We start from the raw sequence: 21,240 nt of genomic DNA, 5'->3' as shown, positions 1-21,240 counted from the left end.
TTTTACCGCACGTAGCGTTCGTAAACAGTTTGAATTCCCTTTTCTTCGGGCTTCATCGTGTGGGCTTTTTTCAACTCAGCTTCGCCCTCGATGCGTTTGTTCAAATGTTCGATCAAAAGCAATCCGAATTTGCAATGCGCATCGGCGTCTGTGATATTTGATTCGAGCGCCTTGCGATAGATGGGCTCAGCTAATTTGTATTGTTTGTCCGCAACGTAGAGGTTAGCCAGCGCCGCGTGGTAGCTCGAGTTAGCGGGATCGAGTTGGATGGCTGTGTCCAGCTCCTTTTTTGCCCGGTCTACGAGATCGCGCCACTTTGTTTTATTTTGTTCGGTGTCTTTGGTCAACTGACTGAGGAGCAGCACGCCGTAATGGAAGTGTGCAACTGCGTTGTTGGGATCATATTTGATGGCTTTTTCAAATTCAGTTTGAGCCTCAGTCGGAAACTGCATATGCTCGAAATAGAGCTGTCCGAGCTGATCGTGAGCATATGAGTTGGTTTCTTGAATGGTGATTGCTTTCTTGAAATTTTGTTCTGCTGATTTGAAATTTTTGTACAAAACTGTGTCTATGTGTCCAAGACCAATATATGCACCGCCGTTTTTCGGATTTATTTTCAGTGCCTTTTTGAACTGTTCATCAGATTCGTCATAAACTTTGCGATAGTCGACCAGCAAATTTCCGAGACCCACTCGTGCTTCGTCTAAGTTCGGATCCAGTTGCAGTGCTCTTCTGAACTCCTTTTCTGCCTCGTCGACTCGACCCAGTGTAGAGAGAAGAAAAGCAGCAAACATGGAGTCTGGTAGGCCCATGTTCGGAGCTAACTCAATGCCTTTTTTGAATTCCGCTTCGGCTTCTTCGTAGCGTGTTTTATCCAGAGCCACAATTTTTCCCAGTTCGCTGTGCAATCTGGAATTTGCAGGCGCTAATTCTGTCGCTTTGCGAATCTGCGCCTCTGCTTCTTTCGGGTTGTTTCTATATTTGAGGAGAATGTTGGCGAGACCTAGCCTGGCCTGCCAATCTTCTGCATCTGCATCAATTGCCTTGTGAAATAACCCCTCCGCTTCGTCTATGCTGCGTCCCTGACGTTCCAGTAGAATGCCGAGATTGACCAGGGCTTTTGCGTTAAGAGCATCAAGAGCGAGAGCTTTTCTGTATTGCTGCTCGGCCTCGTCGATGCGGTTGTTTTTGTATTGATCTAAAAATCCCAGCAGGAAATGCGCATCAGAGCTGGTTGGATCAAGGCTTATAGACAGTTGGATTTGTCTGAGTGCTTCATCTGTGTTTCCGTTTCGCAGGTAGGCTCGTCCAAGCACTTCATGCCCGCGAGTCGAGTTGCTGTCATTTACGACAGCCCTGTTAGCAGCTTCAAACGCTTCCCCATAGCGTCCTTGCTCGTCAAATGCATCGGCCAGTGCCAGGTAAGCATCTACAGAAGAAGGATTGTCTTTGACTGCCAGTTGTAATTCATGAATGGCGTCCCAGAGCTTGTGCTGCCTGATCAGTGTCTCGGCGGCGCTTTTGTGGGCGCCGTAACTGGCGAAATTCAAACCGGGCGATTTGCCGGCAGACGCTGCGCTGGCGGACGGGTCTTCGCTGCTGTAAGGCACCGTCACTGGTGCCGGACGCGTGATGCTGGGCGGCGCGTTGACAACAAATGATGGACCGGTCAAAGCCGATGCCATGACCGGAGTTTGCAGTTCGCCCTTGTCTTTGAGCACGTCGGTCTGTACTTTCTGCTTCATGACGGCGAAATCCTGGTCGATTGTATGATTGCCGGGAGTTCTCAGTGCTTCGATGAGATAGTGGGTGAAATAGCTGTTTTTGTAGTTCTCCGATTCCCAGGCGCGCTGATCCGGCGAACTGGATGAGAGCACGACGCTGCCGCTGCCTTGAGCGAGCGCAGTGGGATTGATGTTTGATCTCGACAGTCCTTTATGCGATTCTCCAACGGCTCCAGCGCCGCTGTAGCAGGTGTCCATGACGAGCATGATTCTGTTTGTGTGAACGCGTTCCTTGATGATTCTAATCAGTTGACGCATTTCTATACCGGTGGCAAACATTTTGTTCACCTGCGTGTCATAGGCAACAACGTAGTTGACACCGTTGATGTCGGCACCTGCCGGTGAGCCGTGAGTGGAAAGGTAAATCACCACCAGATCGCCCGGAGCAGCACCGTGCGGCAAGAATGAGTCGCCCAGGACGTCCATGATATTGACTTTGGTAGCGTCAGCATTGACAAGCAGTTTTACGTGATCTTTGGCGAAGCGCCCGCCATTTGGATCAACCAGGTAGTCGTAAAAGTCTCTGGCGTCTTTGGCTGAGAAGTGAAGCCTGGGAATGCTCGGGTCGGCAAATTCTTGCAAACCGATTACGACTGCCCACTTATCCTGGACCTGACCAGCGCTCGTCGCTGGGGAGGCTGGTGGTGCAGCTGAGGTGATTGAAGGGCTGAATATCGCCAGCGATGCCGCCAGCACTGTCGCGAAGAGCCTCGACCGTCGCTTCATTAAACCCCACCTCCTGGATCTCAGATTGCGTGCACAACTTATGGCACGCTTGAATGTAACTTGCGGTTATTTGAAATTAGGCTTCAGTTTAATAGATTGAGACGAATTTCGTCTCTTCCCGGGCTATGATTAACTGATAAAACCCTCACGAGTGCGCTGTGAACAGCCTGTTTGAAACCGTTCTTTATATTCCCGAGGGAATCAATTTCGATTGTACCGGGTGCGGTAATTGTTGTTTTCACTGGCCGGTACCTGCCACTGATGCCGATGTGGAGCGAATCACCGCCTTAGCCGGTGATTCGGATAAGCCGAACTTTCGCCACTTGCCCAATTCAGTCGATAAGATGAAGGCGTTTACTCATGCGCTTGAGAAAAAGTCTGACGGCAGCTGCCAGTACTTAGATGCTGATATTCGTTGCAGGTTGCACAAAAACTTTGGCATTGAAAGCAAACCAGCAATGTGCCGTCTTTTCCCTTATACATTTACTAATACGCCCTCAGGCACTTTTGCTTCTGTCAGTTTCGCGAGCACGGGAGTGCTCCTCAATAGCGGGTCTCCGTTGACTTTGCAAAAGGAATTTCTGCAACAACAGTTGTCGCTTTTTACGCAGCTGTTTCCCAATCAGCCAGATTGGAGTCAAATTCAGCTTGTAGACGGAGTTTCAATGCGTTGGGTCGAGTTTCTATCGATCGACAAAGTGCTGCTTGAGAATATTTGCCCTGGCAAAACTCTGACTCGAGAAGTCTTGCTCGCTCAAAGTCGATTCATTGTCGGCAAAATTTCGAAACCGGTGGATCTCGATAACGCGCATTTGACTAAAGTGCGCCCGATACTGATCGATCAGATTTTGCTCAAACTACTCTATGAAATGTATTTTGTCGCTGATCCCTACGATGAGGGCGTTGCAGAGTTTGATCACGGGCAGTTTATGGATCTGCTTGCCCAGCCGGCACCATCGCTATCTATGCGCTTCCACCGCGATGGTGCAGCAGCGGAGCTTGTTTCTTTTAAAGCTATAAATGATCGTCGTTACAGAGCGACCGACTACGAACAGTTCGAACAACTTTTGACGCGCTTTGTCTACTGCAGACTATTTTCTAAGCTCTATTTTGGTCCAGGCTTTGGTGGACTGAGTCTTCTATCCGGCTACCACCACCTGATTGTGCTTGTCGCGCTGGTTCGAATTCATTTGAAGATGGCAAACATCTCTGCCGTTGATACCTCGGACTTTCAGTGGCAACTGGAGCAGATAAGGATGCTTGAGCGACGATTGACTGTAGCCAGTCTGTCGCGAGAAGCACATGCAATTCTCGAGGTGCTTTTGCAGAGCCCGGCTCGGGTGGAAAGAATCTTGTCATTATCTGTGTAGTACCAGTTGAAAGAGATGCAAACAGAACGACCGTCACGCAACTTAAAGAAAGAACTGGACCAGACTTTTCGTTCGCTCAAGCACCGCAATTTTCGTATTTACTTTCTCGGGCAGATGATTTCTCTGTCTGGGACCTGGATGCAAGGGGTTGCACTGAGCTGGCTTGTCTATCGCCTCACCCATTCTCCGGTGGCGCTGGCACAGGTGGAAAGTGCGAATCTCTTGCCGATGTTGCTATTTGGACTTCTGGGTGGGTCGCTGGCAGACAAGTGTGACCGCAAAAAGATGCTCCTATGCACGCAGATTCTGGCAATGCTGCAAGCCGTGGTGCTGGCTTACTTGACGCTGACAAATCAAGTGCAGCTCTGGCATGCGATCTGCCTGGCTGCCTGGGTGGGCACTTGCAGCGCTTTTGAAGTGCCATCGCGGCAGGCATTGCTTGTAGATCTGGTGGAGAGGGAGGATCTGGTTAACGCCATCAGTTTGAATTCATCCCTCTTTCAGGCAGCGCGCACGGTCGGCCCGGCGCTAGGTGGCGTGATTGTTGCTGCGGCAGGTGAAGGTGTTTGTTTTGTTCTAAATGCCATTAGTTTCCTGGCTGCTATCGTTGCCATAGCGCTTTTAAAGGTGCAGAAGCGCGAGAAGGTCAGCCACGCCGACAGTCAGCACGTCTCTGAGGCGCTCAAATTCGTCTGGCAAGAGTTTTCTGTGCGGCGAGTGCTTCTTCTGGCTATTGTCTTGAGTTTGTTTGGTCTTCAATTCACTGTACTCTTGCCCCTGTTCGCTTCTGAAATTCTTGGCGGAGACGTGAAAACTCTGGGCGCACTGCGTGCGGTGGCAGGTGTAGGCGCATTTCTGGCCGCGCTCAATCTGGCTCATCGTGGCAGTGGTCCATTCCTCAAGTATGCTGTTGGTTTTGCCAGTGTTGGTTTCAGTATCTCCCTGATTGCATTTTGTTTCTCGCGTAATTTGTGGATTTCTTTGATGCTGGCATCGATGATTGGTTTGTTTATGACTACTCAGATGAGCGGTGGGCATTCTCTTTTCCAGCTAGCTGTGTCTGATCGATTGCGGGGGCGCGTGATGAGCATTTACATGATGGTGATGCTCGGAATTGCGCCTTTCGGAAGTTATTTCGTCGGGATGTGCGCCAGTCGCTGGGGAGCACCTTTGACTGTTGCCGTATGCGGCGTGGTTTGTTTATGTTCCGGAATCGTCTATCTTCTTTCGGTTCGCGCCGAGCGTTTGTCGGCACCCAAAACCAACCCGCAGGTGTAAACCACTCGTCTGGAATCTGCTCTACTTGCCGGTGGGCGATTACTTGATTTCGAAAAGGTCTTTTGCGTCCGTGCTGGAATCTCTTGATTCCTTGCTGATTAAAACTTCGCGCAATGACTTGGACCGTTTGTAACCGGTCGGTGGATCAAATATGCTCACTGGCACTGAGACCATTTTTGCACTTTGTGTGGAGAGCATTTTCTGCAAGCCGGAGTCCTTCAAACCGGTCATCCAGTCAGTACCCTGCTTGATTTGCATGAAGCGCAAAGTTACTCCGCCGTTTGTAGGCATTCGAAAAGTCTCATACAAGATTCGCACTACCTGCGGTGCGACCAGCTTTTCGGCAGGCAGGTATTCGCAAAGAGCAATCGAGCCTCTGCAGCGTTTAACATGAACGCCGGCGACGGTTGTGCTCAAGGTTTCATTGCTGCCGCCGTTTATAAATTCGCCCTTACGACCGACCAGAAACTGCGAGACCATTCCTCCGTCTAAGAAAGTTTCCAGAGGGCATGTGTAGTAAATTTTGTCGTCGTTTCGATAGACAGTTACTTTCCAGTCAGGGGCTCTGGCCACCAGAACAAATTTCCATGATCCTGTGTCTTCCATGCGGATAGCAGTTTTACTGGCGATTGTTTCAACATCGCCAAAAAAGTAATGGCTCTGTTTGAGCTGCAACGCATTCATTTTTGCCGTATTCTGAGGAGCTGTTTGTTTTACCCCGGGAGCGGGAAGAGCCCAACTGTTCACCCCGGATGTGCAGGTCAAAACAGTCAGAGCAATCAACAGCAGACGTAGGCTTGGTGTTTTCAATCGATCGACTTCCGATCGTCTGGATGTCTGACACTGTTTACGAACGGTTTCCTGTTTCTATCTTAGCTGTAATTGCTCAGGTTCGCAGATACTCAACCTTTTACCGTTCGGGCTCGCCTGGTTTTGCTCGTCATTTCATTCTTAAGCAATTGCTAGATTGAAAAAGTATCTTCACCAGACCTATTTAACTCTCTATCATCAAAGGAGAGAGCATCGGCATCGAAATGAGCTCGTTGGAGTGTCTAATCAATATGATTTGGCTAGCAAACCACGTTTGTTTTTTCTGATCGATGACTTTCTTAAGTCCTGTCTAAGCTAAATTGAGAAATTTTGGAGGATTGCAAGTGCTGACTTAGGTCTCACTAACCTTTCCTCTTTGCCTCTTCGGTATAATGCCCTGCTAATAGCAAAAGGCTTATCCAGACAAGGTTTCCCCGCGGTACCAAATGCCAAAAAGATCCGACATTAGCAAAGTCTTAGTTCTTGGAGCTGGACCTATCAGAATTGGTCAGGCGTGTGAATTTGATTATTCAGGAACTCAAGCCTGCAAGGCTTTGAAAGACGAAGGGTACGAGGTTGTGCTGGTCAACTCGAACCCAGCCACGATCATGACTGATCCTGGTCGAGCCACTAAGACTTACATTGAGCCACTCACAGCCGATGTTGTCAGAGAAATTATCGAAATCGAACGTCCGGATGCGCTCCTGCCTACAGTGGGCGGGCAGACTGCTCTTAACGTAGCTGTTGAGTTGGCTAACTCTGGTTGTTTGCAGGAATTGGGCGTCGAGCTGATTGGCGCTTCCTTGAAAGCCATCGAGGTGGCCGAAGACAGAGAGTTGTTCAAGGCGAAAATGATTGAGATCGGTATGCCTCTGCCGAAATCGGCAGTGATTCAGTCGCTTGATTCGATCCAGGAAATCGCGCAAGAAATTGGTTTCCCTGTCATCGTCAGACCAGCCTTCACACTTGGTGGCAGTGGCAGCGGCACCGCACATGACTACGATGAACTTCTCAGAGTCTGCGCCGATGGCTTGCAAGCCAGTCCAGTCGGTAAGGTGTTGCTCGAGGAAAGTATCATCGGCTGGAAAGAACTGGAGTTTGAAGTAGTTCGCGATAAGGCGGACAATTTCATTGTCGTCTGCTCGATAGAGAACGTTGACCCGATGGGCATACACACCGGAGATTCAATCACGGTAGCTCCGGTGCAAACGCTCTCTGACCCAGAGTTTCAAATTTTGAGGGACGCTTCTAAAAAGATCATCAGTGCTGTCGGAATAGACTGCGGCGGTTCCAACATTCAGTTTGCCATCAATCCGATCAACGGTCAGTTTGTCGTGATTGAAATGAATCCACGTGTTTCTCGTTCATCGGCCCTGGCAAGCAAAGCCACCGGTTATCCGATCGCCAAGGTGGCGGCTAAGTTAGCTGTGGGTCTGACACTTGATGAAATTCGCAACGACATTGTTGGTGACGTCTCGGCCTGCTTCGAACCGGTTCTCGATTATGTTGTCACAAAACTGCCGCGCTTCGAGTTCGGAAAGTTTTCTGGAAGTTGTGAAAAGCTGGGCACGCAGATGAAGTCTGTCGGCGAAGCGATGGGCATAGGCTCTACGTTTCAGGAGTCGATACAAAAGGCTTTCCGCAGTCTGGAGTTAGGCGTCACGGGTTTTGCTGAGATAAAAGGTCGTGCCTCTGCCGACAAAGATCTGTGGAAGCAGCGTATGCTCGAACGGTCTCGTTTTAGACTGATAGATGTCTGGGGCGCGTTCAACGCCGGGCTCTCCGTTGATGAGATCAAAGAGTTGAGTTCTTTTGACGGCTGGTTCCTGGATGGTTTGCTTGAGATATTCGAGATTGACAGACGGCTCAAGGGACTCGCTCTTGCTGCCGGCTCTGATGTGCTTTCTGCCCTTACCCGTGAAGAATTCGTCGCTTTGAAGAAGTTGGGTTTTGGCGATGCTCAGATAGCGGCGATTTTCTCTGAGGGCAGCGACTCGGATATTTCGGAAGATGCAGTTTATGAGCTGCGCAAGTCGCTCAATGTCTATCCTGCCTACAGAATGGTTGACACCTGCGCGAGCGAGTTTCCGACCACTTCAAACTATCTTTACTCCTCATATGGCGCTGATGAAAGTGAAGATGTTGCACCGCGTCATAACTCGCAAAAGGTAATGATCCTCGGCAGCGGACCGAATCGCATCGGACAGGGCATCGAGTTTGACTATTGCTGCGTGCAGGCGAGTTTATGTCTGAAGGAAATTGGCATGACACCAATTATGGTGAACTGTAATCCTGAGACCGTGTCGACAGATTATGACGTTTCCAGCAAGTTGTACTTTGAACCCATTACATTGGAAGATGTGTCTAACATCGTCCTGCGCGAAGACGGTCCGGGCATCATCATCCAGATGGGCGGTCAGACACCTCTGAAGTTAGCCTCATCCCTGAGCGCACGCGGCTTCAAAATTCTTGGCACCTCTGTTGAGTCAATTCATCTGGCAGAAGATAGAGATGCGTTTATAGGACTTTTGAACAAGCTCGGACTGAAGCGTCCAGCCGGCGCTGTGGCTTATTCGGTCGAGGAAGCGACTTCGGTTGCATCGACGATCGGCTATCCGGTTTTGATTCGTCCAAGCTATGTCCTTGGTGGCAGAGCGATGCAGGTCGTGCACACGCCCGAGCAATTGCAGAAGTTCCTCAACGCCGGTTTTGCAGCAGCTGCCGGAGTTCTCATTGACCGATTCTTGACCGATGCAATCGAAGTCGATGTCGACGCTATCTCAGACGGCGTCGACACTGTCATTGCAGGAGTGATGGAGCATGTCGAGCAAGCCGGTATACATTCAGGCGACAGCTCATGTTTCATGCCACCACAAAGTCTCAGTGCTCGAATAGTTGATCAGATGACCGCAATTACGAAAGCGATCGCGGCTGAACTGGAAGTAAAAGGATTCCTCAATATTCAATTTGCAGTGCAAGACGATGAAGTCTATGTGATTGAAGCCAATCCTCGAGCCAGTCGAACCATTCCATTTGTTTCCAAAGCCAGTGGCGTGCCCTGGGCTTCGATCGGCACACGAGTGATCATGGGAGAATCGCTCGTTTCGCTCAGCCATCTGTGGCAAGAGCGCGCGACTTGCGTGGCCGTCAAATCTCCAGTTTTGCCATTTGAAAAGTTCAGGCAGTCGGCCGTCACTCTTGGTCCCGAGATGCGTTCAACCGGTGAAGTGATGGGGATTGCTCCTGAAGCTTGTTGCGCCTTCGCCAAGGCTCAGAAGGGGGCTAATCGAGAGACCCGCGAGGCGAAATCGGTTCTCTTCTCCTCTGCTGCCCAGTGTCTCTCTCAGACAGCTGATTTGATCGCTCAATATTCTACGCTCGGTGTCAAAATCTATATAAGCGATGTGCTCTCGAATAATTTGTTTGCTCCGGGTCTTGATGTTATTGATACGTCTTCAGCATCTGCCATTCGGCGTGAGCTCGAGGCGAAGCAGATTGATTTGATCGTCAGTCTTTCTTTGATAGATGCTCTGGATGAGCGTGAGCATAACCTGCGTCGGGCTGGTGTTGACCTGGGGCGTGTGGTCACAGTGAGCTTTACGGAAGCGCGACAGATAGGCACCTCCATTTACTGCGGTCAGGTGCACGATGCTGCTCCGGTCAGTCTTCAGGATTTGCACGCACAGGGTGTAATAAGCTTCGTGCCACCGGCGAAAAATCTCGCCACCACATGATTGATAATTCGAGGAGCGGGTTGTTGTGAATTTTAAAATTGGCGGTAAACAGTTTCAGGTTCTGCCTGTAATTGCTGTCAACTACGCGCTCTATTCGATCGTTTTCGTCATTGCATTGCTTGTCTTGATAGACCAGTTCGTGCTTACCAGTCTCGAAGATCAAGGCAAGATTTGCTCCAGTGCCTGGCGTGCCGACAACACCAAAATGGTGGCGCAGATGCACGCGCGTAATCTGGCCACTGAGAAGGATCCGATCTGGCGTTCAGAAGGTTGGCCTGTCTCAATTGACTGTCCCAGGTCAAAACGCATCATGGTCATGGGTGATTCATTTGTCTGGGGCACAGGCTACGCCAACATGAATACAATCTGGTGGCGGCAGTTACAACGCGAGCTGGAGCGCCGTGGCTACAACGACGTTGAAGTGGTAGCTGCCGGAATGCCAGGTGCGCCGACTCGCAAAGAGTTGCGCTGGGCTAAACAGTACGTGCCGATTTATAAACCTGATGCTTTGATCTGGGGTTATGTCACTAACGACGCAGAAGAGGGCAGTCAGGACGGATTGGGCCTCGTCAAAAATGTGCGTCTGCCGGAAGACGACTTTCCTGTGCGCGTGAAAACATTCATCGCTACGACTTTCCCGAATATTGGCGATGAGTTTCAGACTCTCAGGAGTGCCTGCCGCACGAGAAAGCTGTCGGGGCAGGTTTACGGTTGGGATTTTTCCGATTGGGAGTTGAAACTCCTGGAAGGGAAAAACTGGGAGGTCTATCACGACACCGTCAAACAATTAGGAGAGTATGTTCAGGCGCTTCCTATTCCATCATTTGCGGTGACTCTGCCATCTTGTATCTTCGATACCCGCAATTTGAGCGGGCGAAATATGCTCAGTGTGATTCGCAATTATTATGTTCCGCGCTACACACCAGTGAAGCAGCTGTTTGAAGCAAACGGCATAAAATGGTACGACTTGCTCGACTCATTCCTGGCTTTCGTTGCGCCGGACCCCCGGATGGACAGACCAGAGCCGCCGCTGTGGTTGGCTATCAATCCTGCCAACGGACACCCCGGTCCTCAAGCCACTTATGTGCACGCCGTGCAAACTGCCAATATTCTCGAGTCGCACTATCCGCAGTGCCTGGGACAGAAGTCTATGCCTGTTGATGTGGTCAATAAGGTTCATATCAACGATTGGTTGCCGGCGCACATTTCACTCAAGCAAAACGATGAGCATATTTTCTTCGTCTATCCCAACACCGATGATGATCTGCTTACAATGCCGATTCGTAAGCCATATGTGCAGTTGAATCTCGAACATCCGGCGTCTGTCAAGTCGATAACTTTGAATGGAGCGGACTTAAAGAGTGCCGATGTTTACTTCTCTGCAGACGGTGTGGATCAGCATTTCGACGACGGCTCGTTAACCGAGCTGGGAGAGAAAAAAGGAAATTGCGTGAGCTGGACTCTGCCTGAAGGACCGCGCTCTTCGCGTGTTAACACGATTCGAATCAACGCTCAATTCAAGGGTTTAAATCGTGGTTTGATTCTGGATGTTGCCACTGCTAAGTAGGCAGCTGAGAGATTGCTGAACGGTTATCTGCCTGTCACGAAATGCAGCCCGTCGCCGTACGTGACCGCGTCGGCAATGGAGTGACCCCGGTCAATCTCGACTAACTGCACTTTGAATTTCTTCTGGCGTAGCGTTTCGCATAAGCGCCTTTGCTGAGATGGAGGCACCACATCATCTCGCCTGGCCGAGACTACGCAGACTTTGACGTTGGGTCTGTCGGGTACGTTGGAGTACAGGGTTTTGACGCTGTGGGAGCGATAGTAATCTGGTTCTCTATTTGGGTCGCCGCCGAAAGATTGGAAGAGTAGTTGTCTTACTTTAGGAGATTGTGTCTTCCAGTAGAGTTCGGCCAGATCATCGGTCGGTTCCACTGAAATTATGCCGGAAATTTTCTCGAAAATATTCGTTGGAGCATAATGCAGATAGGCGACTGCTTCGTAGGCACCAAGGGAGGTGCCGCATAAGACAACGTGTTTGAGACTGGGATGTGCTGCGTAATCTTGGACTATTAGTTGAGAAACGCCTCGATATCCGTCACTGCCGTTCAGAGCAGCTGTGGAATCTCGGTCGACTGTTTGAATAGCCACACCGGGAATGTCTTTCAGTAAAGCTTTCGCTATGCTTTCAGCCGTCGACGGCTTTTCAAAAGGTTCGAGAAAGTTTCCACCATAGGAGTGAAAATAGACGACCAAAATATTTGGCGTGATGCTGTTTGTCTCGAATTTGCTGTTGGCGAAAGCTGGTGCATTCGCAAGTGTGGCGACGAATACAAGTGCAAGAAATAGTATTTTGCGCACAAATGACTCCTGGTATCGCATGTGGTCTTTGCCACTATATTCTGTGGACAAGAATGACAGGCAAGCCGAAATTGCAGCTTACTGATGATCTTATTGAAGCATGCAGCTTCCTTTTGTTTCCACGAAAAGGAGTGCTTGCACTCGTCAGCACCTTTACAACTGTGGCTTTCTGTTCTGCTTGGCTTGTCAACAGCCGCTTTGTTGTGCGGTTTGTTGAGAATAAGTTCCTCTCACATTAGAGTCGGATCGATATACGAAGTATTTCCTTTCATTCCGTTACCATAATTTTGCTGCTGCAAAAGTGGGCTCTCGTAAGGCTTTTCGTGGATTGGGTTGTGGTTCTGTCTGTTAGCATGCTCTCACCGCCGGGATAATTAGGTGCTCCTAACAACGGCATGGGTCCTGCTTTTGTATAATTCTGGCGCCGGGCAACATCGATTCCGGAACGATGTGAATTTAGCATTCAAGCCCTTTGGAGTGGAATGTTCGTCTCCGTCTTGAAAAAGCTGACCAGAGGAAATGCAGTAGCCATCCGCTATCTGCTTATATCTGTTGCGATTCTTCTGGGTCTCTGCTTTGCCGTCGATGCATATGTAATTCCGACGATGGAAGATTCGGGGAAAATCGCTTCAACTGGTTGGAAAGCCGAAAATGAGAAGTTGCTGCACTGGATGCACGTCCGCAACAAAGCGGATGATGTCAATCCTGTCTGGCGCTCTGATCTGTTTCCCGTCTCGGCGGAAAAGCACACCAAAAAGCGCATTCTCGTGCTGGGCGACTCATATGTCTGGGGGCATGGTTACTCCAACCTGAACACGATCTGGTGGCGTCAATTACAGCTCGAACTCGAGCGTCGTGGATATCACGACGTCGAAGTTGTTGGTGCCGGTCTGCGTGGCGCAGCCACCTGGAGAGAGCTCGGTTGGGCGAAAAAATTGATTCCTGAGTACAAACCTGACCTGGTTGTCTGGGGATACGTCACCAATGATCCTGATGAAGGTGAGCAGATCGCCCCGACGGGAGGGCATGTCTGCAAAGCTCTGATTGTGCCGAAAGATGAGGATTTCCCTGAGCGCGCCACCAAGCTTATGGAAGGAGCCTTCCCGAATTTGGCGGAACAGCTACTGGCGATTCGCAAAAAACGCCGCGGTGAGATTCTTGCCGGTGATCGCTATGGCTGGCAGTTTGGTGACTGGGAGCAGAAGATTGTCGAGGGCGATAACTTCGAGCACTACAAAAAGACAGTTGAGAATGTTGCCGAATTTTCCAAGCAGTCAGGTGTTCCAGCTTTCTACATTACTTTTCCCAACGCTGTAGTTTTTCCGTCGAGCCACGATAAGAACGAGACTTTCACCGGACGTGCCTTCTACGAAAATATAAGACGCTACTATGAAGACCGTTATGCACCGGTCAGGCAAGCTTTTACTCTGGCTGGAATGCCGTTTTACGACATCCTCAATGACTTTATCGCTTACGTGTCGTCGCATGCTGCACCCGGCAGCGAATCACAGAAGTTCTTGTATCTGATCAATCCCGTTAATTCGCACCCGGGATCTCTCGCCTGTCATTTCTATGCAGTCAAGGCTGCCGATTACATTGAGGCCAATTACAAAGATGTGCTCGGTCCGCGCACACTCGACAAGCCGGTCAGCAACCTGCCTGTGATCAACGATTGTGTTCCTTCCGATATTCAATTGCGCCAGAACAAGGAGCACGCCTTCTTCGTTTATCCAGAGAGCGAGTCGGATCTTTTGTCTATGCCATTGCGCAAGCCCTTCGTACTTTTGAATTTAGCTCACGCCACCCGCTTGTCGGAAATCAAACTGATCGGAGAGCAGCTGAAAGAAGGCGATATCTCGGTGACATTTGAAGAGCCAACAAAAAATTATGACGACGGCATTCCAGTCGAGCTGGGCATCAAGAAAGGTGGCTCCAGTTGCTGGAAGATTCCCGATAAATACGCAGCCTGGCCCGTGAGCTCAGTGCGCGTCAATGCGAAATTCAAAGGTGCTAATCACGGAATAATTTTGGACATGATACCAACTGCAGGAGCTGCTCAATGAGTTCGAAAACGAGGGTACTCGGAATATCCGCCTACTACCACGATTCCGCGGCCGCTTTGCTGGAAGACGGCGTTTGTGTCGCCGCTGCTCAAGAAGAGCGATTCACTCGAAATAAAGGCGACAGCTCGTTTCCTCATAACTCCGTCAACTTCTGTCTGGAAACGGCGAAAATAACCGAGCACGATATCGATCACATCGTCTTTTACGAAAATCCTTATGCGAAGTTTGAGCGATTGCTCACTACTTATCACGTCACTGCCCCGGCCAGTCTTCCCAGCTTTGTCAGAGCTCTGCCATCGTGGCTTTCCAAGAAACTCTGGATGGGGCACGAGATGTCGAAGGAGCTGGGTGTAAACAAGCACGTGCATTTCTGCGACCATCACATGTCGCATGCTGCCAGCACATTCTATCCCTCGCCATTTGAAGAAGCCGCTATATTGACCATCGATGGTGTTGGAGAATGGTCAACAACCACTTTTGGCACAGGCAAGAAAAATCAGATTGAGCTTATTAAGCATATCCGTTTTCCAAATTCAGTCGGTTTGCTGTATTCCGCCTTCACCTCGTATACGGGATTCAAAATCAACAGCGGTGAGTACAAGCTCATGGGTCTTGCGCCTTATGGCGAGCCCAAGTATGCCGATATCATCAAAGACAAATTGATCCAGATTCAGGATGATGGTGCGATTGTTCTGAACCAGCACTATTTCAATTACGTCGGCGGTCTGGAGATGACAAACGCCAGATTCCATCAGCTTTTTGGTGGACCGCCGCGTGAGGCTGAGTCTATGATTACACAGCGTGAGATGGACCTGGCAGCGAGCATCCAGGCTGTTCTCAATGAGATCGTTCTGAAGATGGGCGCCTACGTTTACAAAGAGACGGGCATGAAGAATCTCGTCATGGCCGGTGGTGTGTCACTGAATGTAGTGGCAACAGGATTACTTTCCAGAGAAGGTCCATTTGAGAAGATCTGGATTCAGCCTGCTGCCGGTGATGCCGGCGGTGCGCTCGGTGCTGCTTTGTGGATGTGGCACCATGAGTTAGGCAACGAACGCATAGTGCAAAAGCCAGACGCCATGCATGGTGCTTTCCTCGGGTATGAAATCGAACCTACCTCTCGCGATGATGATGAAGTTCTCAATCGCATGGGCGCTGTCTGGGACAAGTGCACAGATGAGGAATTGAAGTCGAAGATTGCCGGCGCTATCGCTGACGGGAAAATTGTGGCGGTAGCAAGAGGCAGCGCCGAGTTCGGTCCACGAGCCCTGGGATCGCGGTCGATTCTAGCTGACGCTCGCAGTCAGAATATGCAGAGCCATCTCAATTTGAAAGTCAAATTCAGAGAGAGTTTCAGACCTTTTGCTCCGATGGTGCTGGCGGAAGATGCCACCAAATATTTCGACATTCCGCAAGAGAGCCCTTACATGCTCCTCTGCTACCCTGTGGCAGCAGGCAGGCGGAAAGAGGTTGTGGATGACGGCTCATTCGGTATCGACAAGTTGAAGCAGATCCGCAGTGAAATTCCAGCAGTTACCCACGTCGACTATTCGGCTCGTGTTCAAACCATTGACCGTGAGCGTAATCCTTTTATTTACGATGTAATAACTCAGTTCAAAGAGAAGACTGGTTCTTCGGTTATCGTCAACACTTCATTCAATGTGCGCGGTGAGCCGATTGTCAACTCAGCTGAAGATGCTTATCGCTGCTTTATGGCGACTGAAATTGACTGTCTCGTTGTCGGTAATCGATTCATGAGACGCGAAGAGCAGAAGAATCGTCCGCTTAACGATGCAGACAGAGAAAAATGGTTAAGGAGGTTTGAACTTGACTAATCATTCGACGTACCTGAGTCGACTTCACGATCGAAAGGAAATGGAGGAACTGAAAGCCACCATCATCTTCGGTCTGGCGCTCGGTTGGGTGCTTACATTGATGGGTGCCTTCCGCTATTTCTTTCTCGTTCAAGAGAACTACTGGCTCACAGTCAGTGAAGTCGGACTGGCGATTCTGGCTATCACGGTTGTCATGCCTGGTTTGATCAGCTATCCGCAGAAGGCTATCCAGATGGTGGGCGGCTTTGTCGCTACGCAAGTATTCAAAGTGTTGATCGCCATAGTCTATTTCGTTGTAGTGCTTCCCATCGGTTTGATTGCCCAGAAAGTCTATGGCACGCATCCCTTCTACAGTTGGGATGGCACAGCTCCTGCCAACATGGAAGGTTGGGTGGACAAGAACGTTACCTCTCAGAACAGCACTGTCAAAGGCAACCAGAAGAGCTCTATGCTTTTGAATTCATTGCATGCATTTCGCTATTTCACCGAGCACGGACAGCTGATTCTTCTGCCCTGCCTGGTACTGTTTCTGGTGCTCGGTTTGATGGGCGTTTTGGTGCAAAGTTCTGCCATTGCTCCATTGATCTACACTCTGTTTTAGGCACCATCTCGTAGAATTTCGTGAAAATCAAGATCTTCAACAAGCGCTTCGATATCCTGCCAGGACTGGCGTTCAATTACTTCCTCTACTCCTTTATCGGAATATTGGCTGTTTGTTTCTTCATTGATGCGTTTGTACTCACCTATCTCGAAGACAAAGGCAAAATTTGCTCGTACTCATGGCGCCAGGAAAACAATCGTCTGCTCAGTCAAATCAAGAAAAGGAACTGGGCTGACGCAAATAACCCTGTTTGGCGCTCCGAGGGATTTCAGGTCCAGGAGAAATGTCCTAAGTCGAAACGAATTCTGGTCATGGGAGACTCATTCGTCTGGGGCAGCGGCTACGCCAATATGAATACAATCTGGTGGCGTCAACTGCAACGGGAATTGCAGCGCCGCGGATATAACGACGTCGAAGTGATCGCTGCCGGTATGTCCGGTGCTTCTACCAAAATGGAGCTGGAGTGGGCTAAAAAGCTTGTGCCAATTTATAAGCCTGATGCGGTGATCTGGGGCTATGTCACAAATGACCCTGATGAAGGCAGTGATAAGGCCGGTTTTGGCATTGTCAAAACGATCGTGTTGCCGGGTGATGATATTCCCGAGCGACCGAAATCCATTTTTTCGGACCTGTTTCCGAATCTTTCGGATGAACTGTTCAATGGGCTGAGGAAGGGAACTCTCACATTTCGTTTGTCCGGCGAAAAATATGGCTTTGATTTTGCCAACTGGGAGTTGAAGCTGCTCGAGGGCAAGAACTGGCAAGAATATGAGGGCACCGTTTCTGAACTGGGCAAGTATTTGAATTCGCTGCACGTGCCATCATTTGTGGTGACTCTGCCGTGCTGCGTATACGCCACTGAAAAGCCGTTGCCCGGCAAGACGCTGATCGATAAAATTCGCAATTACTACGAAGCTCGCTACAACAAGGTAGCTGCTTTGTTTAATCAGAATCAAATTGAATGGCATGATGCGCTGGATTCGTTTTGCAGCTTTGCTAAGTCAGATCCGCGATTCTACTCTCCTGATCCGCCCCTGTGGCTTGGCATCAACCCGGCAAACGGACATCCAGGACCGATGGGTACTTACGTGCATGCTGTAGAAGCCGCGAACATTTTAGAGTCAAAATATCCTCAAGTTCTGGGTAAGAAAACAATGCCCGTCGAGACTGCTACCGTGCGTAGGGTCAATGACTGGACACCGGCTTTGATTCACTTGAGACAGGACGCCAATCACATCTATTTCGAATATCCGGAAAACGATGAAGAGATGCTGACTATGCCGCTTCGCAAACCTTTTGTCTCGCTCAATTTCGAAACGCCGGTGAACGTCAAAAGCATAAGTTTGAATGGCAAATGTTTGAAGAGCGCCCAGATTTATTACAGCGCGGAAGATCCTGATAAACACTTCGATGATGGCGCGCTGACAGATCTTGGGCAGAAGAAAGGTAACTTCGAGGTCTGGACTGTACCGCCGACACCTCGCTCCACTCACGTTAATACGTTGCGCATTTTAGCGCAGTTCAGTGGACCTGACCGCGGCTTGCTTTTGGATGTTCTGTCAGACAAGTAAGGGGAAGCTTGAACCAGAAGCGGCTTCCTTTTCCTAATGTACTTTCCACACCGATTGTGCCGCCGAGTTGTTCAATTATCGACTTGCAGATTGCCAGTCCCAAACCAGAGCCGCCCTTCTGTTTTGCATCTGCTTCTTCGACCTGCTTGAACCGTTCGAAAATCACTTCGTGATAGCCATCAGGAATACCTCTGCCGTGGTCTGTAACGGATATTTCTAAGTCCGTTTCGGCAGCATTCACGTCGACATATACAGTTTCTCCCGCCGGTGAAAATTTGATCGCGTTACCGAGCAAGTTAATAAGAACACGGGCTAAGCGATCTGCATCGGTGTTTATAACCAGATCCGTTGAAGCCGTAACGATTTTAACGCCGTGCTGCTCGGCAAACGTTTCCACTGAGTCTTTGCAGCGCTCGAGCAGATCTGCCAGATCTGTTTCGCGTATGAAGAGTTCGAGTTTGCCCGAAGTGAGGCTTTCCATTTCCAGAAGATCATTCGTAATAGCAATCAGCCGAACGATCTCAGAATCGAGAATTTGAATCTTCTTCGCTGCTGCTTCGGGTAGTTCGCCCAGTGCGCCCATGCCCAAAAGCGTGAGAGCGCCCTGCATCGAGGTGAGCGGGGTGCGCAAGTCGTGACTGACGACGGCGGTCAATTGTTGCTTGAAGCGTTCAGCTTCTTTTCGTTCGGTGATGTCATGAACAACGCAAAACATCGATTGTTCGTCTTCTGATTTTTGCACAGACCAGAGCATGTCTCGATGCGTTCCATCTTTGGCGATAATGCGATTCTCGAACTGCCCACCTGGATGTGCAGCAAGCGCCTCTTTGTTTGAAGGAAGTGAAGTCTTGCTATCTTCGGCGAGAACGTCGACGCACCGGCGCCCGCGCAGATCGTCTGGATCGTAACCCCAGATTCGTAAGGATGCGGGGTTGATCGACGAAAATCTGCCCTGGGAGTCTATGGTGCAAATGATATCGGAGGCATTTTCGAGTACTGCTCTTTCACTTTCCCTTGTTTCCGAAATGATTTTAGACATTCCTCTGATTGATTTGTCGAGATCGGTGATCTCATCGCTGCCGGAGATTGGTTTGTTTAGCGGCGCTTCGGCGGCTATGCGGACGCTGTTGTCTTTGACGATCTTGAGCCTCGCAACGATTGATTTGCTGAAGTAGAAACATAGTCCGAATGCAATTACGATGCTGCCGAGAATGCCCCCGATTACGTAATTTTGAAGCAGCGCCTGAAACCGTGCTGCTTCCTCGTCACTTTCAATTAGTGCGTTCTGATATTCGGTTCGAAAGTTTGTCAATTGCGCTTTTAATTCTTTTGCGATTTGCATGGCGCGACGACTGTACTGAAATCCTTCATAGATAGCCAGATCATTGTGCTGTACTTTCAGGTCTATTTCGTCGAGAAGACTGAGAGCTATCTTCGATGCATCAGTAACTGCTTTTACACTCTTAATCGTGAGCGGATGCGAGCTTATGTTTTGGATCGATTTGACGTGCTGAATGTATTTGTTGCGCGCGTTGTTGTAGTCATCAAAAGACTGTTTGGTCGGCAGTGTGGCATAAGAAATGGAAGAAAAAATAGCCAGGTAGCCATCTGATGATGCTGCTGCAATTTCTTGAAAGTTCGAAAGAATGTGGGCTCGTTGTAGGGCCTGTTGTTGCGATTGGACAACCAGTAAGAACAAACTGACTACAAACAATATCTCGAACAAAACTGGTACTGCTACCAGCAGTACGCCCTTTGAAAATAGTGAGAATCGCCTCTTCAATCGCTTCCCAGTTTTCTGATTCTGAGCGGCTATACCAGAATCATTTTATAACCCAACAGTCCGACAATCCTAGCATAGAGCTGCGCAGGAGCGTGTCAGATATCTGTGACAGGTGTGGGCTTACCGATTCTTTGGCAATTATTTTGGCATGTTTAACTCACGCAGAGCCGCCGCTGTCGACATTTTTCCCCCGTTTTGTCCGTCCAGGTCAAATTTCTGTGTCAAGAATTGCACCACGTAGCCAGCGGGTGTGTAGCCACGCAGGCTATGTCCCCCATCTTTGATAACTACTAATTTTGCATCGCCACCGGCTTTTTTCACTACTTGAAAAAGCTGTTGACTCTGGGATACAGGCACCACCTTGTCGTTTGTGCCATGAACGATAAGAAATGGAGGCAACTGCTTGGTGGCTATCCTGGTTGGACTTGCTAAGTTCGCTCTGGTTGACATTTTGCCCGTTGCTGAACCGAGGAAGCGTTTCAAATTGACTTCTGTTGAGGGAGTTGCCGTGGATAGGAATGCCTTAAAATCACTGATACCGCTGAAATCAATTACTGCCTGCACGCTTGTGGATAGGCCGTTATCTGAAACGTGCCCGTCCAGTTGTCTGTTTCCGTTGGTTGTTCCCAGCAGTGCTGCTAATGTCCCGCCTGCAGACGTACCAAAAGCCACAATTTTTGTCGGATCCAGTTTGAATTGTTTGGCTGCCCCACGCAGCCGCCGAATTGCTCCTTTGCAGTCGAATAATTGTGCCGGAAACGAGACTTCATTGTCGAGTCTATAGTTCATACTCGCCACTGCGAATCCGATCTTGAGCAAGTAAATAGGAACCGTATCTTTTTTGTCGCCGGTACTGAATCCGCCACCATGGATCCAGAGCACTATAGGAAGCGGGTGTCGATAATGCTTTGGCAGGTACAGGTCGATGGTCTGATTTTTGTCACTTCCGTAGTGCAGCGTCGTCAGGTTTATATCTTTCAGTTCCGGGACAGACTGGTTCTGGGCTGGCGTGCTCGAAGCGGTAAAGAGGAACAAGCTTGTCGCAAGTCCAAGAAGTTTCTGAAAGTGCATATCTACTGGGTATCCTTTGGGTTTCCTGACTGTTTCCATTGACTCTTGCGAGTCTTTTTTTGCTCTTGGGGGTGATTCGGTGACTTTCTCTCTGAGCCATCTGTCGCTCTAAGCTGAGGCGCTAGAAAATGTTTGTCGTTTTCTGACGACAAGCTTTAAAGTTCTTATTGCTAAGCGACTGAGAGCGAAGCGCGTCTCGCGCTGTCTCACCGGTTAACTGTTGTGGGATCTAGTTGTAGCTCAGCTTTAG

13 protein-coding genes are annotated in these 21,240 nt (G+C 49.6%); 8 read left to right on the top strand and 5 right to left on the bottom strand.

The features are described from left to right. Nucleotides 1-2 precede the first annotated feature (2 nt). Nucleotides 3-2,510 carry a tetratricopeptide repeat protein gene (locus tag EKK48_30495; protein RTL34910.1) on the bottom strand — a complete coding sequence of 836 codons (2,508 nt, stop codon included), beginning with the start codon at nucleotides 2,508-2,510 and terminating at the stop codon, nucleotides 3-5. 158 nt (nucleotides 2,511-2,668) lie between these two features. Here EKK48_30495 and EKK48_30490 point away from each other — a divergent pair, with 158 nt between their 5' ends. Both EKK48_30490 and EKK48_30485 read left to right on the top strand, forming a co-directional pair. Further along, nucleotides 2,669-3,880, top strand: coding sequence for a YkgJ family cysteine cluster protein (locus EKK48_30490; protein ID RTL34909.1), 1,212 nt, complete (start codon nucleotides 2,669-2,671; stop codon nucleotides 3,878-3,880). A 15-nt stretch (nucleotides 3,881-3,895) separates the two neighbouring features. Further along, complete coding sequence (locus EKK48_30485; protein RTL34908.1) at nucleotides 3,896-5,158, top strand: MFS transporter; 1,263 nt, start codon at nucleotides 3,896-3,898, stop codon at nucleotides 5,156-5,158. A 39-nt stretch (nucleotides 5,159-5,197) separates the two neighbouring features. On the opposite strand, the gene EKK48_30480 is transcribed toward EKK48_30485, so the two are convergent. Beyond that, nucleotides 5,198-5,968 carry a hypothetical protein gene (locus EKK48_30480; GenBank protein RTL34907.1) on the bottom strand — a complete coding sequence of 257 codons (771 nt, stop codon included), beginning with the start codon at nucleotides 5,966-5,968 and terminating at the stop codon, nucleotides 5,198-5,200. Nucleotides 5,969-6,414: 446 nt separating this feature from the next. Here EKK48_30480 and EKK48_30475 point away from each other — a divergent pair, with 446 nt between their 5' ends. Both EKK48_30475 and EKK48_30470 read left to right on the top strand, forming a co-directional pair. Then, the gene (locus tag EKK48_30475) at nucleotides 6,415-9,702 is read left to right on the top strand and encodes a carbamoyl-phosphate synthase large subunit (protein ID RTL34906.1); all 3,288 of its coding nucleotides are present in this window, start codon (nucleotides 6,415-6,417) and stop codon (nucleotides 9,700-9,702) included. Nucleotides 9,703-9,727: 25 nt separating this feature from the next. Further along, nucleotides 9,728-11,269 carry an SGNH/GDSL hydrolase family protein gene (locus EKK48_30470; protein RTL34905.1) on the top strand — a complete coding sequence of 514 codons (1,542 nt, stop codon included), beginning with the start codon at nucleotides 9,728-9,730 and terminating at the stop codon, nucleotides 11,267-11,269. Nucleotides 11,270-11,292: 23 nt separating this feature from the next. Here EKK48_30470 and EKK48_30465 read toward each other — a convergent pair whose 3' ends face one another. Continuing rightward, nucleotides 11,293-12,087, bottom strand: a complete 795-nt coding sequence (locus EKK48_30465) for a hypothetical protein (GenBank protein RTL34904.1) — start codon at nucleotides 12,085-12,087, stop codon at nucleotides 11,293-11,295. 461 nt (nucleotides 12,088-12,548) lie between these two features. On the opposite strand from EKK48_30465, the gene EKK48_30460 reads away from it, so the two are divergent. Genes EKK48_30460 through EKK48_30445 form a run of 4 tightly spaced genes read left to right on the top strand, consistent with a single transcriptional unit; the run spans nucleotide 12,549 to nucleotide 18,136 of the window. Beyond that, complete coding sequence (locus tag EKK48_30460) at nucleotides 12,549-14,129, top strand: SGNH/GDSL hydrolase family protein (protein ID RTL34903.1); 1,581 nt, start codon at nucleotides 12,549-12,551, stop codon at nucleotides 14,127-14,129. Then, nucleotides 14,126-15,964: a hypothetical protein gene (locus EKK48_30455; GenBank protein RTL34902.1), complete on the top strand. Its 1,839-nt coding sequence runs from the start codon at nucleotides 14,126-14,128 to the stop codon at nucleotides 15,962-15,964. The genes EKK48_30460 and EKK48_30455 overlap by 4 nt, the downstream gene beginning before the upstream one ends. Continuing rightward, on the top strand, nucleotides 15,957-16,565 hold the full coding sequence (locus EKK48_30450) for a hypothetical protein (GenBank protein ID RTL34901.1): 609 nt from the start codon (nucleotides 15,957-15,959) through the stop codon (nucleotides 16,563-16,565). Before EKK48_30455 ends, EKK48_30450 begins: the two co-directional genes overlap by 8 nt. Before the next feature lie 20 nt (nucleotides 16,566-16,585). Beyond that, nucleotides 16,586-18,136: an SGNH/GDSL hydrolase family protein gene (locus tag EKK48_30445; protein ID RTL34900.1), complete on the top strand. Its 1,551-nt coding sequence runs from the start codon at nucleotides 16,586-16,588 to the stop codon at nucleotides 18,134-18,136. Here the strand turns inward: EKK48_30445 and EKK48_30440 are convergent. Together EKK48_30440 and EKK48_30435 are read right to left on the bottom strand one after the other, a co-directional pair. Beyond that, the gene (locus tag EKK48_30440) at nucleotides 18,087-19,919 is read right to left on the bottom strand and encodes a PAS domain S-box protein (GenBank protein ID RTL34899.1); all 1,833 of its coding nucleotides are present in this window, start codon (nucleotides 19,917-19,919) and stop codon (nucleotides 18,087-18,089) included. The genes EKK48_30445 and EKK48_30440 overlap by 50 nt on opposite strands. A gap of 138 nt (nucleotides 19,920-20,057) precedes the next feature. Then, on the bottom strand, nucleotides 20,058-21,029 hold the full coding sequence (locus EKK48_30435) for an alpha/beta hydrolase (GenBank protein RTL34898.1): 972 nt from the start codon (nucleotides 21,027-21,029) through the stop codon (nucleotides 20,058-20,060). Nucleotides 21,030-21,240 lie beyond the last annotated feature (211 nt).

The organism is Candidatus Melainabacteria bacterium, assembly GCA_003963305.1.
Lineage (GTDB): Bacteria > Cyanobacteriota > Vampirovibrionia > Obscuribacterales > Obscuribacteraceae > PALSA-1081.
This window is presented reverse-complemented; position numbering and strand designations above follow the sequence as displayed.

Coding starts and splice junctions, on each gene's coding strand:
- EKK48_30485 (RTL34908.1), top strand. CDS start 3,896: ATGCAAACAGAACGACCGTCACGCAACTTAAAGAAAGAACTGGACCAG.
- EKK48_30455 (RTL34902.1), top strand. CDS start 14,126: ATGAGTTCGAAAACGAGGGTACTCGGAATATCCGCCTACTACCACGAT.
- EKK48_30465 (RTL34904.1), bottom strand. CDS start 12,087: ATGCGATACCAGGAGTCATTTGTGCGCAAAATACTATTTCTTGCACTT.
- EKK48_30460 (RTL34903.1), top strand. CDS start 12,549: ATGTTCGTCTCCGTCTTGAAAAAGCTGACCAGAGGAAATGCAGTAGCC.
- EKK48_30475 (RTL34906.1), top strand. CDS start 6,415: ATGCCAAAAAGATCCGACATTAGCAAAGTCTTAGTTCTTGGAGCTGGA.
- EKK48_30435 (RTL34898.1), bottom strand. CDS start 21,029: ATGGAAACAGTCAGGAAACCCAAAGGATACCCAGTAGATATGCACTTT.
- EKK48_30495 (RTL34910.1), bottom strand. CDS start 2,510: ATGAAGCGACGGTCGAGGCTCTTCGCGACAGTGCTGGCGGCATCGCTG.